The organism is Nitrososphaerota archaeon (assembly GCA_029785825.1).
GTDB lineage: Archaea > Thermoproteota > Nitrososphaeria > Nitrososphaerales > Gagatemarchaeaceae > UBA183.
Genome location: JAFLYY010000001.1, coordinates 1535643 through 1553307, shown reverse-complemented (window position 1 = coordinate 1553307; position 17665 = coordinate 1535643). Strand labels below are relative to the sequence as shown.

17 protein-coding genes, 1 tRNA gene and 1 other RNA gene are annotated in these 17665 nt (G+C 59.1%); 6 read left to right on the top strand and 13 right to left on the bottom strand.

Annotated elements, in window-relative coordinates; genetic code table 11:
* The first annotated feature begins 35 nt into the window (after positions 1-35).
* Together JRN21_08290 and JRN21_08285 are read left to right on the top strand one after the other, a co-directional pair.
* Positions 36-503, top strand: a complete 468-nt coding sequence (locus tag JRN21_08290; protein MDG6989299.1) for a hypothetical protein — start codon at positions 36-38, stop codon at positions 501-503.
* A gap of 4 nt (positions 504-507) precedes the next feature.
* Positions 508-828: a hypothetical protein gene (locus JRN21_08285; protein ID MDG6989298.1), complete on the top strand. Its 321-nt coding sequence runs from the start codon at positions 508-510 to the stop codon at positions 826-828.
* Positions 829-1282: 454 nt separating this feature from the next.
* Here the strand turns inward: JRN21_08285 and JRN21_08280 are convergent, their stop codons facing one another.
* From JRN21_08280 to JRN21_08250, 7 genes are all read right to left on the bottom strand, one after another.
* The gene (locus JRN21_08280; GenBank protein ID MDG6989297.1) at positions 1283-1984 is read right to left on the bottom strand and encodes an alanyl-tRNA editing protein; all 702 of its coding nucleotides are present in this window, start codon (positions 1982-1984) and stop codon (positions 1283-1285) included.
* Positions 1985-2020: 36 nt separating this feature from the next.
* Entirely contained in the window at positions 2021-3337 is a 1317-nt protein-coding gene (locus JRN21_08275) for a hypothetical protein (protein MDG6989296.1), read from the bottom strand.
* 70 nt (positions 3338-3407) lie between these two features.
* On the bottom strand, positions 3408-4385 hold the full coding sequence (locus JRN21_08270) for an alcohol dehydrogenase catalytic domain-containing protein (GenBank protein MDG6989295.1): 978 nt from the start codon (positions 4383-4385) through the stop codon (positions 3408-3410).
* Between the two features lie 67 nt (positions 4386-4452).
* Positions 4453-6477 carry a hypothetical protein gene (locus tag JRN21_08265; GenBank protein MDG6989294.1) on the bottom strand — a complete coding sequence of 675 codons (2025 nt, stop codon included), beginning with the start codon at positions 6475-6477 and terminating at the stop codon, positions 4453-4455.
* Positions 6474-7727: a DNA repair exonuclease gene (locus JRN21_08260; protein MDG6989293.1), complete on the bottom strand. Its 1254-nt coding sequence runs from the start codon at positions 7725-7727 to the stop codon at positions 6474-6476. Before JRN21_08260 ends, JRN21_08265 begins: the two co-directional genes overlap by 4 nt.
* 641 nt (positions 7728-8368) lie before the next feature.
* Positions 8369-8656, bottom strand: an RNA gene (gene rnpB / locus JRN21_08255) — RNase P RNA component.
* A 186-nt stretch (positions 8657-8842) separates the two neighbouring features.
* On the bottom strand, positions 8843-9376 hold the full coding sequence (locus JRN21_08250) for a DUF367 family protein (protein MDG6989292.1): 534 nt from the start codon (positions 9374-9376) through the stop codon (positions 8843-8845).
* A gap of 385 nt (positions 9377-9761) precedes the next feature.
* Here JRN21_08250 and JRN21_08245 point away from each other — a divergent pair, with 385 nt between their 5' ends.
* Positions 9762-9995, top strand: a complete 234-nt coding sequence (locus tag JRN21_08245) for an Lrp/AsnC ligand binding domain-containing protein (GenBank protein MDG6989291.1) — start codon at positions 9762-9764, stop codon at positions 9993-9995.
* 47 nt (positions 9996-10042) lie between these two features.
* Positions 10043-11227, top strand: a complete 1185-nt coding sequence (locus JRN21_08240) for a DUF1743 domain-containing protein (protein MDG6989290.1) — start codon at positions 10043-10045, stop codon at positions 11225-11227.
* Here JRN21_08240 and JRN21_08235 read toward each other — a convergent pair.
* The 5 genes from JRN21_08235 to JRN21_08215 form a co-directional block, all read right to left on the bottom strand.
* Positions 11196-12374 carry a PLP-dependent transferase gene (locus JRN21_08235; protein ID MDG6989289.1) on the bottom strand — a complete coding sequence of 393 codons (1179 nt, stop codon included), beginning with the start codon at positions 12372-12374 and terminating at the stop codon, positions 11196-11198. The two genes, JRN21_08240 and JRN21_08235, sit on opposite strands and share 32 nt — an antisense overlap.
* Before the next feature lie 53 nt (positions 12375-12427).
* Positions 12428-12565: transfer RNA gene (locus JRN21_08230), tRNA-Met, on the bottom strand.
* Between the two features lie 176 nt (positions 12566-12741).
* The gene (locus JRN21_08225; protein MDG6989288.1) at positions 12742-13284 is read right to left on the bottom strand and encodes an HDIG domain-containing protein; all 543 of its coding nucleotides are present in this window, start codon (positions 13282-13284) and stop codon (positions 12742-12744) included.
* Positions 13281-13790 (bottom strand): transcription factor, encoded by a 510-nt coding sequence (locus JRN21_08220; GenBank protein MDG6989287.1) that lies wholly within the window; start codon positions 13788-13790, stop codon positions 13281-13283. The genes JRN21_08225 and JRN21_08220 overlap by 4 nt, the downstream gene beginning before the upstream one ends.
* Positions 13787-14317 carry a tRNA (cytidine(56)-2'-O)-methyltransferase gene (locus JRN21_08215; GenBank protein MDG6989286.1) on the bottom strand — a complete coding sequence of 177 codons (531 nt, stop codon included), beginning with the start codon at positions 14315-14317 and terminating at the stop codon, positions 13787-13789. The genes JRN21_08220 and JRN21_08215 overlap by 4 nt, the downstream gene beginning before the upstream one ends.
* A 206-nt stretch (positions 14318-14523) precedes the next feature.
* On the opposite strand from JRN21_08215, the gene JRN21_08210 reads away from it, so the two are divergent.
* Positions 14524-14868, top strand: coding sequence for a queuine tRNA-ribosyltransferase (locus tag JRN21_08210; GenBank protein ID MDG6989285.1), 345 nt, complete (start codon positions 14524-14526; stop codon positions 14866-14868).
* On the top strand, positions 14865-15197 hold the full coding sequence (locus JRN21_08205; protein MDG6989284.1) for a transcription factor: 333 nt from the start codon (positions 14865-14867) through the stop codon (positions 15195-15197). Before JRN21_08210 ends, JRN21_08205 begins: the two co-directional genes overlap by 4 nt.
* A 100-nt stretch (positions 15198-15297) precedes the next feature.
* Here JRN21_08205 and JRN21_08200 read toward each other — a convergent pair whose 3' ends face one another.
* Positions 15298-17610, bottom strand: a complete 2313-nt coding sequence (locus JRN21_08200; protein MDG6989283.1) for an adenosylcobalamin-dependent ribonucleoside-diphosphate reductase — start codon at positions 17608-17610, stop codon at positions 15298-15300.
* Positions 17611-17665 lie beyond the last annotated feature (55 nt).

Sequence of the window (17665 nt, the reverse complement as noted above, 5' to 3'; positions counted from 1 at the left end):
TTAAAGTCGAGCGAGGAGGGGAATGGTCTGTCCACTTGGCATACATCCCAATGGCAGCAGGCCTAGTCGCGGCCCTCTGTTGGGGGACTTCCGACTACCTGTCGAGAAGCCAGTCGGAGAAGTTGGGGTCCTACAAGACCGTCGCTCACTCGCACGTGGTCACCCTCGTCGTCCTGCTGGCCCTGATGCTGCGGGGTGTTGCAGAGTCTGCTGGGTCCGCCCTCGCTCCTGTACTCGGTCAGGACATCAAGCCCAGCCTGGTTGACTTCTCGGGCACCGTACTCGCCATGGGTATCCTGGAAGCCGCCCGATTCCTCTCCTTCACTTATGGGATCATCACAGGGACCGGCTTTCTCCCGATGGTTGCTGCCCTTTCGGGAATGGGCGGGGCCGTAGCCGCGGGGTATGGGCTAGTACTCCTGAGGGAACGCCTTGAGCTTGACCAGTTGGCTGGGATCCTCGCAATCGCAGGTGTCTTCGCGCTTCTTTACTTTGGAGGTTGAGAGGGTGGACTATTTCATGGCGGTCAGCACGGGCAGGAAGAGGGTGGACAGGGCCGTCGCGACGCTAGAGGCAGTCGCAGGCCCCTGCTATCCCATGCTCTTCCTCAAGCTCGGGGCCTCCGAGTGGACCCCGGTGGGGGAAGAGATGCTCCAGAAGGTGGTCCAGGGGAAGAACAAGACCGCAGCACTCGTTGTCTGCGACGGCGAAGGGAATTCGAAGTCAATGAGCGCGTTCGTTCCGGCCGACAGGGCGAAAGAGTTCTCGAGGGCCCTGGAGCTCAGGGGCGTTCACATCTATCCGGGAGACGTGAAGCTACCAATCTGACCCTCCTCTTTATTAACAGGTTAAGGTTCTGGAGCACTGCGTCTTACCTGCACCGCCCAAACTCCGACGAACTCTTTGCAGCTCGACGAAGCAAGGGGGCGTGCCCGTATGACGCAGAGAAATTGGGGGTGAACGAATGGCAAGATGTTCGGTATGCAAGGGCCACGCGGTAGCTACATGCGCAGAATGCCGGGCGCAGGTGTGCATGTCGCATTCTACGACAATTTTCGACGAGGCTAGCAGGGCCATGAAGACCTACTGCGGTAACTGTACTGCGAAGAGGATGCCCGTGTGGGTTTCGCGGCGTAGATAGTGTTCGGGAAGAACTCAGAACCATCGGCTCAGTCGGCGTGCTGTACCCGCTAGTCGGTTCCGAGTTCCAATATGAGAACTCCGGCGCTAGGTGTCTCAGAGAATGCCATGAGACACCAATCCGGCGAGTGGTTCTCGATTGTCAGGGCTCTACCCCGAAGTAAAGCCGCCTGTTGTTTTTCCCCTTGTTGTCGATTTCAAGGCCGACTACCTTCCCGATTTCCCGGGTGTTCTTCACATGGACCCCGCCGTCGGCTTGTGTGTCTACGTCGCCTATCTGAACGATGCGGAGTTCCTCCAGCGACGGAGGCATAGCGTTGGCGAGCTTGACGAAGCCCGGGTTGGCCAGGGCTTCCTCCCTTTTCATGAAGAATGTCGTGACGTCAAGCTCCCTCCTCACCGCTTCGTTGACCCTGTCGATGTAGTGGGACATCTTGCCTCTGTCAAAATTTTCGAGGTTAAAGTCGACCCGCGACTTGTCTGGGCTTATCTGGTTGCCAGTGATGAGCGCCCCAGCCTCTCCGTTGACTATCGCGCTGAGTATGTGCGCCGACGTGTGCATCCTCATGATCCTGTGCCTCCTATTCCAGTCCAGGGCGCCGTGAACCTTGTCCCCCACTCGCAGTTCCGCAGGTTCCTCGAGCAGGTGGATGATGTTATCCCCCTCCTTTATGGCCTCCATTACTCTCGCCCCATTCAGGCTCCCCACGTCGGAGACCAGTCCACCGCCCCTGGGACTGAACGCAGTCGAATCCAGGATGACCCTGTTGCCATCAACCAACTCGGCTTCCGCTTCGAATTCGCGCAGATACATATCTTCCCAGTACAGCTTCCTGGTCATCATAACTGCCCACCGGCAGGGCCAGATTAACATTCGTTCTCAATAGGCATTGATTTTAGTCTGGGTCAGCTCGCGGGAGATAAGCGTGCTCTCCCGCTTCCACTTCGCTTTGGGTATCCTCATCTTCGACAGCGCCGAGTCCATCGCACCTCTGAACGTCTCGTGCTTTTCGAACGGCTGCCTCATGAGGGCCCTTATGCTCTCCCTCACGTTCCACACCCCAAGTGGCATGATGAACCCGGGATACGTCTCTCGTAGGACTATGGCGGCCGCTTGCTTCCCCTCCCTTTCTAGGGCTTCCGTCACCGCAAGCCGCGTCGAATAGTAGCACCCCCCCACTCGTGCATACTTCGTCCTGCCGAAGTACTCTTCGTGGTCGCCTATCATGTAAGGGGCGGTGGTGAACTGATTCCAGGTGGTGTTTGGAAACCAGGCCTCCATCCATTCGAATCTCCAGGGCTCGGGGAGGAGCATGGCGACGTACTGGTTGTCGTAGACGCCGAAGCTGTAGACTCTGTACTCGTCGATGGTAGGATGGCGCTTGACTTTCTCTACCAAATCTAAGCTTATTGAGCTGTCTACCGCGGTGATGCTCCATCTGGTGGGGACTATCTTCCTCCTGGTGCCGAATCCGAACATCCCAAGAGAGAACGCCTTCTGTATTCTGGTGATCAGTACCCCCTTCCTGTACAGCTCGCCTATGGCTCCGGTCGCGTCTAGGTCTCTGTCATAGTAGGCCTTCTGGACCCGCCTGTCGACTGACGGGTTGTCAATCTTGAACCTGTCGAGTGGGCCTGACGGACCGTAGGGCTGTGTGTCCTCACTGAGGGTCAGGATCCTTCTGGGCGCCTTCGTCAGTCTGAGCTCTGTGTCAACGGGTCTCGCGGCCATGGCCAGCTCCTGGAGGGAGGACAGGAACCTCCCCGGGTCCTGAGCGTCTTCCACGCTCGCCCTGGAGTTCCCCCTGACGAGGGAGTACCTGTAGCCCACGATCTGGTCTATGGGCCTCCCTAGCCACTCCTCCGGGGTGTCCAGCACCGCGGTGTCCCCGAATTGCGGCGGGACCATCGGACCTATGGAGACCTTCGGGTACCCGAGCCTCCCCACAAACACGCCAGGTGGAGAGGAGCCGAGGATCTCGTTTGTAGCCATCGATGGGCCCTGCCTGGCCAGCGCCTGGGCTTTCACGATGACAGGGCACCTGGGCTTGCCGCAGAGGAGATTCGCTCCCCGGCACGCTAAGCACATCCAGGCGGGAGGGCTCTCCACGACCTCGATGGACTTCGCCTCGTCCTCCTCTAGCCCGGTCACGGACGGTGCCATCACGTTCGAGAGCCAAGCGATTCTCTTCGGCAAAGGACTTGGGAATGGACGCTTCCGCTCTTAAACCCGTACTGGTCGCTCCCGGTCGAGCCCGACGAAGCTCTTAGACTTCGAAGACGGTCTTGATGCCCGAGCTTGAAGCGGCGGACTCGAACGCTTCCTCACACTTATCCAGGGGGAACCTATGGGTTATCATCTCCTCCACTTTGACGTCTCCCTGGCATATGAGTTCTATCGCCTCCTCGAAGGGCCCGCACCTAGATCCCTGGACTCTGAGTTCGTCTACCGCAACCTTGGTCGCATCAAACTTCACCGGGACCCCATGGGTGCTCTTGAGGTGGAGGGTCCCCCGGGGCCTCACTAGGTCCATCGCCAGGGACAGACCCTCCGGAGTCCCGGTCGCTTCGACTACGTTGTCGAACTTTATCCCGCCTGTCAGGTCGAAGACCCTCGCGGTTTCCTCCGAGTCGAACGCGTGAACGCCCAGCCGGCGCGCCATCTCAAGTTTCACCCCTTTGTGGCCGATGGCGACCAGGACCTGTGGGGCGCTGAGCTTGAGGACCTGTAGGGCAAGGAGCCCCATCCTCCCGACGCCTACCACTACGATGGTCGACCCACGATCTATCTGTGTCACCTTGGTCATCTGGACGCAAGCTGCGAGGGGCTCGACGAAGACGGCTTCGTCGTCGCTTACGGAGTCGGGGACGAGGTGGATGTTTTCAGCCGGGGTGGACACCTGTTCGGCGAAGCCGCCGTCCCTGCGTATCCCGAGCGCCTCGACCCTCTCGCAATGAGTCCTCAGGCCCATTCTGCAATAAGCACACTTTCCGCAGGAAACGTTGATCTCTGTCACGGCCCTCTTGCCGACTAATTCGGGCTTCCCGCCGGGCGCGCTGACGACGGTCCCAAGAATCTCATGCCCAAGCACCAGCGGGGTCGGAACCGAGAGTTTTCCCGACTTTATTGCCAAGTCGGTCCCGCAAATCCCGGCACTTCTCACAGCCATGACCGCCTCTCCTGTCCCGCGAGGAGGCGGGATGTCCCTGCAGGAAAGGGCCCCGTCGTAGACGACAGCTCGCAACAGGGTGAGTGTTCTCCCACTGTCTATTTAGCTGACGGTCCGCGTCCTTTCAAGGCTCAGGCTCCGCTTACGGCATCCTGACCGTCGACTCGCCCGCCATCTTCTCGACCTTGAATATCTGATCTGCGAAACTCTCCAGTTCCTTGTCGTGGGAGACGATTATCATCTGCAGGCACCCCACGTCGTCCAGCACCTCTCTCACTGTCCCGAGCTGCGCTTGGCTGAACCCGTCAGTGGGCTCGTCCAGGATCAGGAGGTTCGACTTCATCCCGATGGACATCCTCTGGGCGAGGACGTTGAGAGCGAGCCTGTAGGCGAGAGCGACGCTCGTCCTTTCTCCGCCACTGAGGTACCTGACGTCCTGTTCGTAGCCGGCCTGAGTGACCACCGGAGCGAAGTCCTCGTCCACCCTGACCTCCTTCTCGGGCTCGTCCACAAGCAGCCCGAACCACTTCTTGAATAGGGCGTCGAACTCCTGATTGACGGTGGCCAAAACCGACTTCTCGATGATCTTCACAGTAGGCACGAAATAGTCGCTCAGCCAGACCTCTCTTTCCCTGAGCCTCCTTCCTCTGTTCGACGCCTCCTCCTTAGCCACCACTTCGATGGCGATCTCCGTCTGTCTCTTCTGGGCTTCCTCGAGCAGACCCCTGGTCTTTACGAGCCTATCTCTAACGTCTCTGAGCTTCTCCTCCGTCTTGGTCAGATTCTTCTCTGCCGTTTGGATGCCCTCTTCGACCCCATGCAGTTCTCTCAACTGCTCCGCGACCTGTCGAAGCGAATTCTTCGCGAAGTTGACCCGTTTTTCGAACTTGTGCATGGCCTGTGCCTTCTTCTCCAGGTCGGCCTTCAATCGCGAGCGCTCGGCTTTCCTCTGGGCCAACTCTCTCGAGGCCTCCTTATATGACTCGACGCGCTCTATCCTCTCACGGAGCGCCTTGATTTCGCTCTCGACCGCCCGGAGCTCCCCGGCGAAGTGGTCCCTCTCGGCGCCCTTCTCCGATCTCCTTTCATCGAAGTCATGGGCCTCCACCGGCCTGTCGCACACCGGGCAGACACCACTCCTCATCACCGATTCATAATCGGACAACTTTGTCTCTGCTGCGGCCTTCAGCTCGGTCAGCTTCTTCTCCTTCACTTCGAAGGCACGTTCTCTCCGCTTCAAATCAGGGAGCGAGTCTGCCGAAGGCGGTCGCTCGAGCTCGGAGCTGGCCAGCTCGACGTCGATGGCCTTGAGGGCCCCTTTCAGTTCGGCGGCTTCGACCTTCGCCGCGGCAAAGTCGGCAGCCGCTTCGGATTCAAGCCGTTCGTAATACTCCTTCTCTGCCTTGACTCCTTGGAGGTTCAGTTCGCGTTTCTGCAGCGCCTCCCGCTCGTCCTTCACGAGACGGACTTCTTCTTCGATGCGCGTCTCCTCTCCCTCCAGCTCCGAGAGACCGGTTCTGCGCTTCTCCTCCTCTTTCTGGAGCCTCTCGACCACTTCCCGGAGCTCGGTCATCCCCATCGCTATTCCATCCTGCTTGCTTGCGTCTATCCTGATCTGCTTGGAAGCATCTTCCGCGTTGGTCACTGCAACCTTGTAGTCTTCCACCCTGAACGCCCTCCTTAGGACTTGCAGCCTCTGCTCAGAGGCGAGAGCGAGGATGCTCTTCATCTCTTCCTGGGGGGTATAAACCGCATATCTGTAGACCCAGCTCTGGGCCTTCGGGTCAGGCGCCTCGTTGAACTCGAGAATCTCAAGTATCTTCTCCTTCAGCTCGCTCGGAGAAAGGTTCAGAGTCTCGCCGGGTGTTTTGAGCACTCCATCTGACTGCTGAATCCTCCCCGCCTTCCTCTGAAGCCTCCTGGTGACCTCATACTCCGAGCCGTCCACGTCGAAGGCCATCCTCACCTCCCCGCTGTCCTGGCCGAGCCTCAGCACCGAAGCCCCCGAATCCGAACCAAGGCCGAACAGGGCGAACTCCATGGCTACTAGGATGCTGGACTTTCCCGAGCCTATGTCTCCTTCAAGCAAGGTCCTGCCGAGAGGGAACCGGATTATGGAGTGCCCATGACTCCTGATGTTCGTGAGCTCGAGCTCTTTGACTATCACTTCTGCTCCTCCCGTGTCAGGGTGTGCATCCCCTCCCTGACCATCCTCGCGGTGTAGTCCTTCTTGGCCTCCCCCAGTTTCGGGGGCTGACGCCAGAGCCTCAGGAGCTCCATCCCGACGGCTGCCCCGGACTGACCGCGAAGGTGTTCGTCTCCGACCTGGACCTTGGCTGCCTCTCCCTCGAGCAGTTTCTTCTCGATGGACGCAGGCTCCTCCCCGGAGAAAACAGGGCCTGTCTGCTCCCTCGAACTCAGTCCGCTCCTGTTGAGGTAGACGTGAAGGGCACCTCGCTCGGAGAGGACGGCCTTGACACGCGCTAACCCGACCTCGGACGGCTTCCCTCCTATGAGCTCTCCATGGGTTCTTATGACCACCAGTTTGCCTCCCACGTCTATCCCCTTGACGTCCTCCAAGATCATGGCGCCCGCCTCAGGGGCGTTCAGGCCGCCGAGGTCGTACTCCCTGAAGACTCCTTCAAAAGAGTCCATGGGGACGAACGTCTTGGCTGTGACATGCGCGTCGAACTCGACGATGTAGAACCCCCGCCTTTCACCCTTCGCCGTCGCCTCTAGGTCCTTACCATAGCCCGTAAACAGCGGGCCGGGGAACACAATATTCTCCATCCCAGGGAGGCTGTACTCTCCCCTCTCATGTATGTGGCCGCCCGCATAGTAATCGAAGCCCCTCGGCAGGAGCTCCGCATCCACGGTGTCCATGGCATTCAGATGGTCCGGCTTCAACTCCGTGAGCCCGCTGTGGAATGCGAATATTTTGAGTCCCAGCTCCCTCTCAAGAGCCGCTCTATCCAGGGCTTGGAAGTATCGGCTTTCGAGCCCGATCTTGCGCGCGGAGATTCCTGCGATTTTAGCCCCCGTCTTCTCGTCTACCGTGACCCCGAGCCTTAGGGCCTCACCCTCGAAGCTCGGTTTGAACACGTTGGTCAGCACCCCGGCCGTGTTCAGTATATCGATGACTGACGTACCGTTGGGAGTATAGTCGTGGCTTCCATATACGGCGTAGATGGGAATGCCCTGATTCTTCACTGCGATCATGCTCTTCAGTGCCGCGTCGACCACCTCTAGGTCTGGAATCCCGACATGGAACAGGTCCCCGCAGATCAGAACGAAGTCCATCCCGAGCTCGATGCATTTCATCATGGTGGCGTCAAAAATCTGCAGCTCGAGTTTCTGGAGTGCCGGCTCCCGGTGGGCTCCAAGATGGACGTCAGCTACATGCGCGAATCTGTGCAACGTCTTTCTCCCTTACTCCGAGTTTAAGCGCGTTACGGACGCTGCGTCTACATGAGCTCTGGTGCTACTTGGCTGCCTTTCGGGCCTTCAATCAATCATGTGTAGCCTGAACTCGCAATTCCTGTCTCCATACTCCTGCACCCCACTTCGGCGCAGTCAGCCTTGAGCTTGAAGACGGTCCCGCAGACACCGTCGAGGCCCCCGGAGACGCCTGAACAAATCGGCGTAAGTCAGGGTCCTGCAGAAGTAACAGTTGTTCAGCGTGATGTGGTACTCGCAATCTGATGTCTTCGCGACGCGTGATCCTAAGAAGCCACTGAGGAGGCTCACCCGCATAATCTTCTGGATGTATTTCCTGGCCTATGCGACCGCTTGATGACTCTGCTGCGTTGTAGAACCTCGCTCGTCCACCCGCGCCCTCCTCGCCAGTTGAATAGCGTCGGCGGCTTCTACGCGCGGCTAGCACCCCCGCGAAGCCTTCACATGAGTTCGCCGCGAGCTTCAAGATGTTTTGCGCCTCAGATTAGGGGATTTGATACCCGAAGGTTGCCTCCCGAAGTAGAATACAAAGGGCGCGGTGTCTCATCGAGGTTTTAATCGGCAACCCCGAGCGGGTTTCCCTCGCCCGGGGCCACTTCGACCCGTGCCGGCCGTAGTCCTCCTTCTGTTCTAGACGGGATTCCGCTCAGCGGCCTACCCTGGCCTCTTGCAGGCATCTCATCGGCCATGTTTGGCCTTGCTCTGCACGGGTCAGCCGTTTCATCCCGTGTCCCATCGACCTCAAGGTCGCCCTATCATCGCGCTTGATGGGCCGGGTCCCGTTTCTGTTCTGGAGCCGACCATCTCTGGTCGCGCCTCCTGGCGCCGTGCATCCTGCTGCGAGGGAGGAACTTCCCCAGGAGATCCCCGTGGCCCGTCCACCGGCTCGCGTCAACTGTCCGTCAGCCTGGCGCCTGATAACCATTTCCTGACGTTCCATAGCGCTGAACTCCCGCACTTCCACGGCGTGGGCACCCGCGCGGTCGGGACTCAGATGAATACAGGCCTAGACGCGGCTGGTGCATTTATCGGGGAGGTGTAGAGGTACCACAATCGAACGGGGATTACGAGAAGACTCAATCCGCCTGGCGAAACGACTCGGGCTCGAAGAGTTGAGGGAAGTACTCCCTTTGTGCCCTAATGACTTTCCCTTCGGTCCGCGACTTTCGGTACTCCTCCAGCGGCTCCTCATTCAGGGCCAGAAAGGTGGGGCCCCATTTGTAGATGCTCAGGTATCGTGATGCCTCTTCCACTTCTCCGAGGATGTACATGGTCGCCGCCACGGCCTCGAGTGAGCTCAGCACTCCGGCCCTCGAATAATTGGTCGGGTTCCCTGCCAGGAGGATGGGGAGCCTCCTATGCTTCCCTCCGAGCTTCCTGAAGAAGACCTCCTGGGCTTGGTTCCACGACGCGTCCACCACAAGTACGCTCTTGGCCACCCTGTCAGGTGGGGAGAGTACCCGGTGGGCGAAGGGGTTGAGGACAATGGTCTTGTCTGACGCGTGGAACTTCCTGCTCACCGCCCTCGCCAAATCCATATTGATCATCTTCCGCGCTGTGCACTTGGTGGGGTCGTCCTGGCCCATCTCAAGAGCGAAAACCCCGAGCATGTCCACTTCAGGCCAGATGTTGCCCCCTTAAGGTGGTGTCGGTGAGAGAGCAGCGCCCCTCCAGGGATGAAGCTGATAAGCCACGACGCGTTGATATTCGCGCCTTCCTTGCATCGCTGCCCACTAGGCACTCGCAATGGAAAACCTGACAGAACTGGTCACGTGCATGTCGTTGACCGACCTTCTGTCGCTCACCGCGCCCGACATGGTGAAGAACACGGTTGAAGGGGTGTCCGAGAAGTTAGCGGTACCATCCTCGTAGAGATGGTCTGCAACTCGTAGCTAGGGACTACTCTGCAGATACAGCTACGCTCTGGGACTTGATAAGGGGGCAAATGGTTATTACGGCACACGGTACAAGGGGAGGCAGAGGAAGTGACCGAAAATCCCCCAGGCTTTTGTGCTAGTAAACGCCGACCTTGGGGCTGAGGAGGACCTCCTCAAGAAGCTCCGCGAGATCCCCAACGTCAAAGAGGTTTACGTCGTCTACGGGGTCTACGACATTGTCGCCCGGGTCGAGGCCGATACTATGGAGAAGGTCAAGGAGACCATCACTTGGAGCATACGCCGCCTTGACAAAGTGAGGAGCACCCTCACCATGATCGTCGTCGACGCGTAGCGCGATTATCCTATCCTCAAATAATCGTGAGATATGGTCCGACGGGCATGCGGTTCCTAGTAGGCATCGACGACACTGATTCCTCGCGGGGTTACTGCACTACATACCTTGCCTACCGCATCGCCGTCGATCTCCCACCTGCCGTCACCGTTCTGCCGTATCCAAGGCTGGTCAGGCTCAACCCCAACATCCCTTTCAAGACCCGAGGGAACGCCGCTGTCTGTTTTACGGTGGAAGCTTCCGACGCCGAAGTCGCCTTCGCCGCGCTGTCTGCGAAGGTGGAGGAGTTCTCAGACGTCGAAGGTGGGGCGAACTCGGGGATGGTCTTCCTAGACGACCCTTCGAAGGCGAAATCGTTCGAGCCGCTCTACCTCGACGCTCTAACGGGCGTCGTCAACCCCTGCAGAGTGAGGAAGCTCCTGAAGGAGGTCGGAGCGAGGTCTTTCGAGCTTGGGAACGGGATGGGGCTCGTCGGGGCTGCAGCGTCTTTCGGGTTCGACGAGCGCTTCGACCACACCTACGAATGCATCGCCTACCGCAGGAGGGACCACTGGGGGACCAGACGCCTCATCGACAGCTCGTCGGTGAAGGAGATGGACATCCGGATGTTTCCGCACACCTTCAACAGTTACGACCACCAGAAGAAGAAGGCCCTAGTGGCCCCCCATGGCCCAGATCCTGTCTTCGCCGGGGTGAGGGGGGACTCGCCGACGAACGTGTTAAGGGCCCTCGAGGCGCTGGTCTCCGGGGAGCCGCTCGAGGGCCACATGGTGTATGCGTCCAACCAGCACACTGACGCGCACTTGGGGAAGCCCCTCAACTGGAAGGCCTATTCGTCGGGGTGGGCAGAAGGGAAAGTCGAGCGGGTGGAGGTTGGTCAGGGGGGCCATACATATGTCACGCTGGACGTGGAAGGGGAACGGCGTCTGGCTGCTGCCTACGAGCCCACAGGGGACCTCAGGCGATCCGTCAGGCTTCTAAAGCCGGGGGACAGGGTCCGCGCCTACGGCGGTGTCAGGAGGCCCACATCCCTGCACCCGAGGGTCCTCAATCTGGAGAAACTCGAGGTGACCTCGGCGAGCTGCGGGCTGCCGGAGGGGACCTACATATCTTCCCCCAGAGCGAACAGGCACCTGACGAAGCCCCTAATCAGGTACGGTCGCGAGGCGTATAGGGAGTCGGAAGCGGTCGGAGGATGGCTCAGGACCCCGATGCAGCCAGCGCCTGTCTGAAGTCCCCAATCAGGTCGTCCAAATCCTCTATCCCTACGGAGACCCTGACCAGCGTGTCGGGGATACCGGTCTTCGCCCTTTCCTTGGCTGACATCTGAGTATGCGTCATGTTGTAGGGCTGAGAGACCAGGGTCTCCACCCCGCCAAGGCTCGCGGCTAGCGTCGCGACCTTCACCGACTCTGTGAAACGCATTGCATCTCTCGTGGTCCCCTTGATCACGAAGCTCAGCATCCCGCCGAACCCCCTCATCTGCTTCTTCGCCAGCAGGTGCTGGGGGTGGTTCCGGAGGCCCGGGTAGTGCACGGCCTCGACCTTTCTATGGTTCGACAGAAACTCGGCCAGCGCCATAGCGTTCGCGTTCTGTTGTCTCACCCTGATTGCCATGGTCTTCATCCCTCGGAGGATGAGCCAGGCCGGGAGGGGGTCAAGGGTCCCGCCGAAATCGCGCCTCATCGTCTTAATTCTCTGTATGTCACCCTTGCTTGCTACAGCGGCGCCCGCGATAAGGTCCGCATGGCCGTTCAGATACTTGGTGGCACTGTGCAGCACCACGTCAGCCCCCAGGTCTAAGGGGTTCTGGTTGATGGGAGACGCGAAGGTGTTGTCCACCATGAGGAGCGCTCCGTTGGAGTGCGCCAGTTTCGCAGCCTTCGCAATGTCGACCACCTTCAGCGTTGGGTTGGTCGGACTTTCGATGTAGACGATCCTGGTGCTCTTCTTCAGCCCCCTTTCGAGGGCCCCATGGTCGGTGGTGTCCACCAAGTCGGTTTGGAAGCCGAGCTCAGGGAGGATGTCGTTGAGGAGTCCGAAGGTGCCGCCATAGAGGTCTCTTATCGCCAGGATGTGCGCCCCCTTCTTCAAGAATGCGAAGACAGCAGTGGTAATGGCGGCCATCCCGGACGAGAAGGCAGCGCCGGCGCCACCGCGCTCGAAGACGGCCAGTTTCTTCTCCAGAGCCACCACCGTCGGATTGTCCCACCTGGAGTAGGTGTACCCCTTCTCTCCTGAGCCGGCGACGGCCACGGGGACGTCTTCGGCCCTCGAAAATCCGAAGGTGGATGTCTCATAGATCGGGACGGTCAGCGAGCCTGTCTGAGGGTCGAGGCGTTCCCCTCCATGGACTGACTTCGTAGAATCGCCGGTCAAACATATCCACCCTCGAAAGGGGTTGTAAAATGCGTAGCGAGAGTGGTGAGAGATAGCGAGGGGAGGAATTTCAGGGGATCACTCCCCTTTTGAACGCACGGTCGAGCTCTCGCCCGATCTCCGCTCTGCGGGTTATGAGCCCGCCGGGATGATCCTTACCCCCACAGGGGGTCTGGCTTCCCCACCTCGCTAAAGAAGCCTCCTAACGGTTATCCCTTAAGTCTTGCCTGCAGGTCGCTAGACCTGCACCTGTATGCAGGCCGCCCGCTGGTACTTGCAGCACGTGCACTTCGAACAGCTTTCGTAGTCTTTGTGCCTGCAAACCTTGCAGACGCATGAGGCCAACCTTCGGCCGTATCGCCCATGATTATTTTATCTTGTCGAACACGACCTTTTCCGGGTCTTCGCCTAGCTCTTCTTGGAGCTCTCGTTTCAGTCTCATGAGCCTGGCTACATCGTGCTTCTTGGCGACGAACCTGTGCACCTCCGCCTCGAACGGCCTCACCTTGTCCCCATCTACCAGCTTGTCCGCGAAGCAGACTATCCTCTCCTCCACGGTCCTCGGGATGTAGTCGAAGTCCGGGAGCCCCAAGTCCTTCGCTTCCTCGGCCGAGATTCCTGCCCCCACATGTCTCCTAATAATCTCCACCACTCTGGCGTCGACTCCCTCGTTCTTCGCGATTTCAGCGCCTTCGACCCCATGTCTGACTGTCTGGACTTGAGACCTGCCGATATCATGCAGCGCCGCAGCGGCGATTACCGCCTTCCCGTCGACCTTCCTCCCGCCGCGCTCGAACTCTTCGGCGAGAACCCTGGCGACCCAGGCCACCGCTTCGCAATGGCGGATTATTCTCTCGTCGCTGCCGTGCTTCCTGTGAAGCGCGACCGCCTCCTCTTCGGAGGGGATCACTTGGACAGTTCCTCATCCAGTTGGTTGATCTTCCACCGAAGGGCGTCCTTTAGCTCCGTGTTGTCCAGCCTGTTGAGCGCTTTCCCGCAGGTGGGACACTTGAAGAAGTTCTCCATGGCGTCCTCGAAGGTCCTGGTCAGGCAGGTGGGCGTCCCGCAATGGTAGAACTCGTGCAGCTCTTCGTACTCGAGCCGCTGCCTCAGCCTGTTCAGCACCTTTCTCCTCTGGGTCTGGATGAAGCCATCAGTCTGGTCTCTCTGGGCCTTCCACCTGTAGACGAACCATCCCCTCTTCGGGTCCCTCACCCTGACGCCCGTGATCAGGCTGCGGCCGAATAGATCATAGAGCGCCTTCCTGACCGTCTTTATCTTGAGCCCCGTAGCCGACGCGATCTCTTCGTCGGTCGCGTTCTCATTGTTGAGCAGCGCCCTAGCCACCCTGATGTAATCAGGACCCCCGATGAGTCCCGCTACCTTCACAAAGGTATCTTCATATTCGATTTTCAATTTTCTACAACCTTCTTGCCCCGAGGGGTTGGCAAGATTCTTAGTTTACTTTTTTCAAACGTCCTCTTAAGCTCTTCTCCGGACTGCATCTCATGCAGGGCTATAGCCAGGGCCGCGACCTCAGAGTGGGGTTGGGAGGTCACGGCGACGTTGAAGTCAGCCTCGTGATACATCTTCCCAGGGACCTTGGGTCCCCCGACTACCAGCAGGACCTTGTCCAGACCCCTCAGCTGTACGACTGCTTCCTGTATGGGTATCCCGTACATGGTGAGGTGGACCACACGTCTGCCTTCCCTCTTTGCCTCCTTGATTACCTCTCTCCATGGCCTCCCCAACACCGCCCGGAAGTCGCCTCCCCAGGTCCTGTTCACTTCCTCAAGGGTGGCCGTGACGTCCTTCTCAGCATCTTCGAGGTAGATGCACTCCGCCCCCATGGCTCTTGAGACGAGGCACAGGTGGGTGAGGGTCCTGTCGTCCCGGACATACCTCTGACCGAGCCGCAGCACTTTGATGCTCATGGGGGTCATCGCCTTGCCCCGCGCCAAATGCCTAGATGAACGCTTACGAGGATGCGACCGCGCTTTTATTGTCCCGCTGCCCGGCTCCCGCGTTGAGCCTACCCTCTGATATTAGGAGGCTATCCCTCATGGTAGACTACCTGTTCGGGGAGGGGGTGAGCCGAGTCCTACCACGCCAGGGCTTTCGCTTGTATTTCTCACGGAGGTCTGGGAGAGTGAAGCTCGTGCACCACGAAGGGATGCTCTTCGCCACCGTTAAGGCCAATGGAGCCTTTGCCCTCACCGTTTACGGCGCCGCGATGCTCTCCAGAAGCCCCCGCTTCCGCCAGAACTGCGTCCATGTCTCCGACGACGCCGTCCAATTCGTGAAGGGAGGGAAATCCGTGTTCTGCAAATTCGTCAGCCGCGTCGGGAAGGACGTCAGGCCGAGGGGGGAGGTCGCGGTGGTCGACGGAAAAGGTAGGGTAGTGGGGGTCGGCACGGCCGTGCTTTCAGGGGCTCACATGGCATTGTTTAAGTCGGGGGTCGCCGTCAAGGTCAGAGCAGGCCTAGAGCAATGAAGATGGACAACAGGAACGCGCGGCGCATGATGGATCGTCTCGGAATCAATATGAAAGAGATTCCGAACGTCCAGGAGGTCGTTATCAGGACCCCCGACAAGGAGTTGCACATCACTGCGGCATCGGTGTCGGAGGTCAACGCCCAGGGGCAGCGGGTGTTCCAAGTCATGGGGGAGGTCGAGGAGGTCGAATTAGAGAAGAAGACGTTCAACGAGGAGGACATCCTTCTGGTCCAGCAGCAGACGGGGGCGTCAAAGGAAAAGGCAGTGGCGGCCCTCGAGCAGTCTGACGGCGAAGTCGCCAGGGCGATACTGAAGCTGACTTCGTGACTTCTGTCTACGCCCAGAGCGACTACAGACCTAATGGCCGAGGTTAGCCGCATTTTCACCGTCTCAGTCGGGCGGGGGTGAGAGCCCCTCGCTCAGGGGCTCACTCACATTTGCTGTAGCCGCACGTGTTGCAGTGGTAACACCCGTTCTCAAACACGAGAGTGCTTTCATGACAGTCTGGACAGGTTCCCGTGCTAGGTCCCGCTCCATGCTTCGGCTCGGCCACGAACCCGGACTCCTTCACCACGTGGTTCAGGGTCAGGATTTCCAGAGCCTTCGCGATAGCGTCAGGGATTGACTGGAGCTGAGTCCCACCATCCCAGGAAACGTACTTCCCCTTGATCCCCTTCAGGGTGGAGATTACGTTCCTGATGTCCCCTCCGTGCTGGAGGTAGAGGCTGATCAGGCGGCCCAACGCGGCAGCGTCGGCATTCTCGTCGGCTCCCGACTTGCCTAGGGTGACGAAGACCTCCCTGATTTCTCCGTCCTCGAGATTTGCCGTGAGGTAGATGCTCCCCTGGGGGAGCTTCAACTTCATGGTCTTTCCCTCCATCACCTTGGGCCTTTCGAAGGCAGCCGCCGCCCTCGGTACTTCGGTCTTCTTTGCCACCTTCTCGGTCTCCAGGATTCCTTCCCTGCTCCCTTCCCTGTACACGGTTATGCCCTTGCACCCCATCTTCCAGGCGAGCAGGTAGATCTTCTCGACCTCTTCGGGGGTGATTTCCTCAGGAAGGTTCACAGTGCTCGATATGGCCGTGTCGATGTGCTTCTGGATGGTGGCCTGCATCTTCACTCTCATCTCGGGCCTGATTTCGTGGGCGGTGACGAAGTAGTTCGGGAGCTGGCCTTCTTCCTTCGCCCCGGTCGCGGCTGTGTACTCCCTCACCAGTGGGTGGAAGACCTTGAACTCCCCCTCACTGAGGGACTTGCTCCTCCTCGTGTAGAAGAGGGCGAACACCGGTTCCACACCACTGCTTGTCCCCGCCAGTATCGACCCAGACCCCACCGGAGGGATTGTCGTGACGGCGGCATTCCTTATCCCTTGGGCTTTGATCTTCTCCTTGACGTTCTCATCAAGTCTGGAGATGAATGGCTGCGCTAGGTGCTTGGCCGCGTCGAAGGCGGGAAAGCTCCCCTTCTCCTTCGCAAGCTCAGTGGAGTAACCGTAGAAGACGTTCTTGATCTTCTCGAACAGGTGGTCGACGAACTCAATGGTTGAGTCGTCGTCGTACTTCAGGCCGAGCTTGATCAGCATGTCTCCCAGCCCCGTTATTCCCACCCCAATCCTCCTGCTCCAGAGGGATGCGTCCTTCTGCTGGCTTAGGGGGTGCCTCTCCGCGTTGTAGTCGAGGACATTGTCCAGGAACCTCACGCCGTACTGGGCGGCCCTAGTGAGCTGGTCCCAGTCTATGCTCGCCCTCTCAGTGAACGGGTCCTTCACGAAAGCGCTGAGGTTGACCGACCCGAGGCAGCAACACCCATAGCTCTCAAGGGTCTGCTCGCTGCACGGGTTTACCCCCTGGACCTCCATGCCGTTGTACTCTGTGGTCGACTCCCGTTTGATGGCGTCCCAGAACAGGACCCCGGGCTCGGCAGACTGCCAGGACCCCTTGATGAGGGACTTCCAGACTTCCCTCGCCCTCACGGTCCGGTTCACTTCTACCTTCTCGTTCTTGAAATGGAGGAGGAAGTCCCCGTCTGTCTCCACGGCCCTCATGAAGTCGTCGCTTATCTTCACTGAAATGTTGGCGTAGTTGACTCTCTTGAGGTCCTTCTTCACGTTGATGAAGTCCATCACGTCCGGGTGGTCCACCCGGATAGTGATCATCAGGGCTCCGCGCCTCCCGGCCTGGCCGATGGTCCCCGTGGTGGTGGAGAGGAGCTCCATGAATGAGACCGACCCGGAACTATAGATGGCCGAGTTGTTCACTGGGGCCCCTCTGGGCCGCAGGACGGAGATGTCTGTCCCCACCCCGCCACCGAAGCTGTAGGTCCTGGCCGCCTCCTTGCACCAGTCAAAGATGGCTTCAATCGAATCTTCACGGATTTTGAAGAAGTAACAGTTCAACAGCGTGGACTTGCGCGTCTGTCCAGCCCCGAACAGAACCCTCCCTCCCGGGACGAACCGGTAGTTCTCAAGCAACCAGTAGAACCTACCTGCCCACTCCTTCTTCGTTGCCTCATCTTTCTCGACAGAAGCAAGTTCCTGGGCTACCCTCCGCCACATGTCGGCTGGAACCTTCTCGGTCTGCCTGCCCGACGCGTCTCTCAACGCATACTTCTCATAGAAGACCCGAGCTCGCAGTTCGTCTCCTCCGAACGCAGCTAGGGTCTCCACCGGGATTTTGACCTCCCCCTTGACTTCCTCTCCTACATCCGGAGAGTCTCGTGGATTCTCAACGATTGACGTCATAACTTCTGCCTCCCACCCATCGCCCATAGCATATATTTCAGGCTTGGCTGACTCT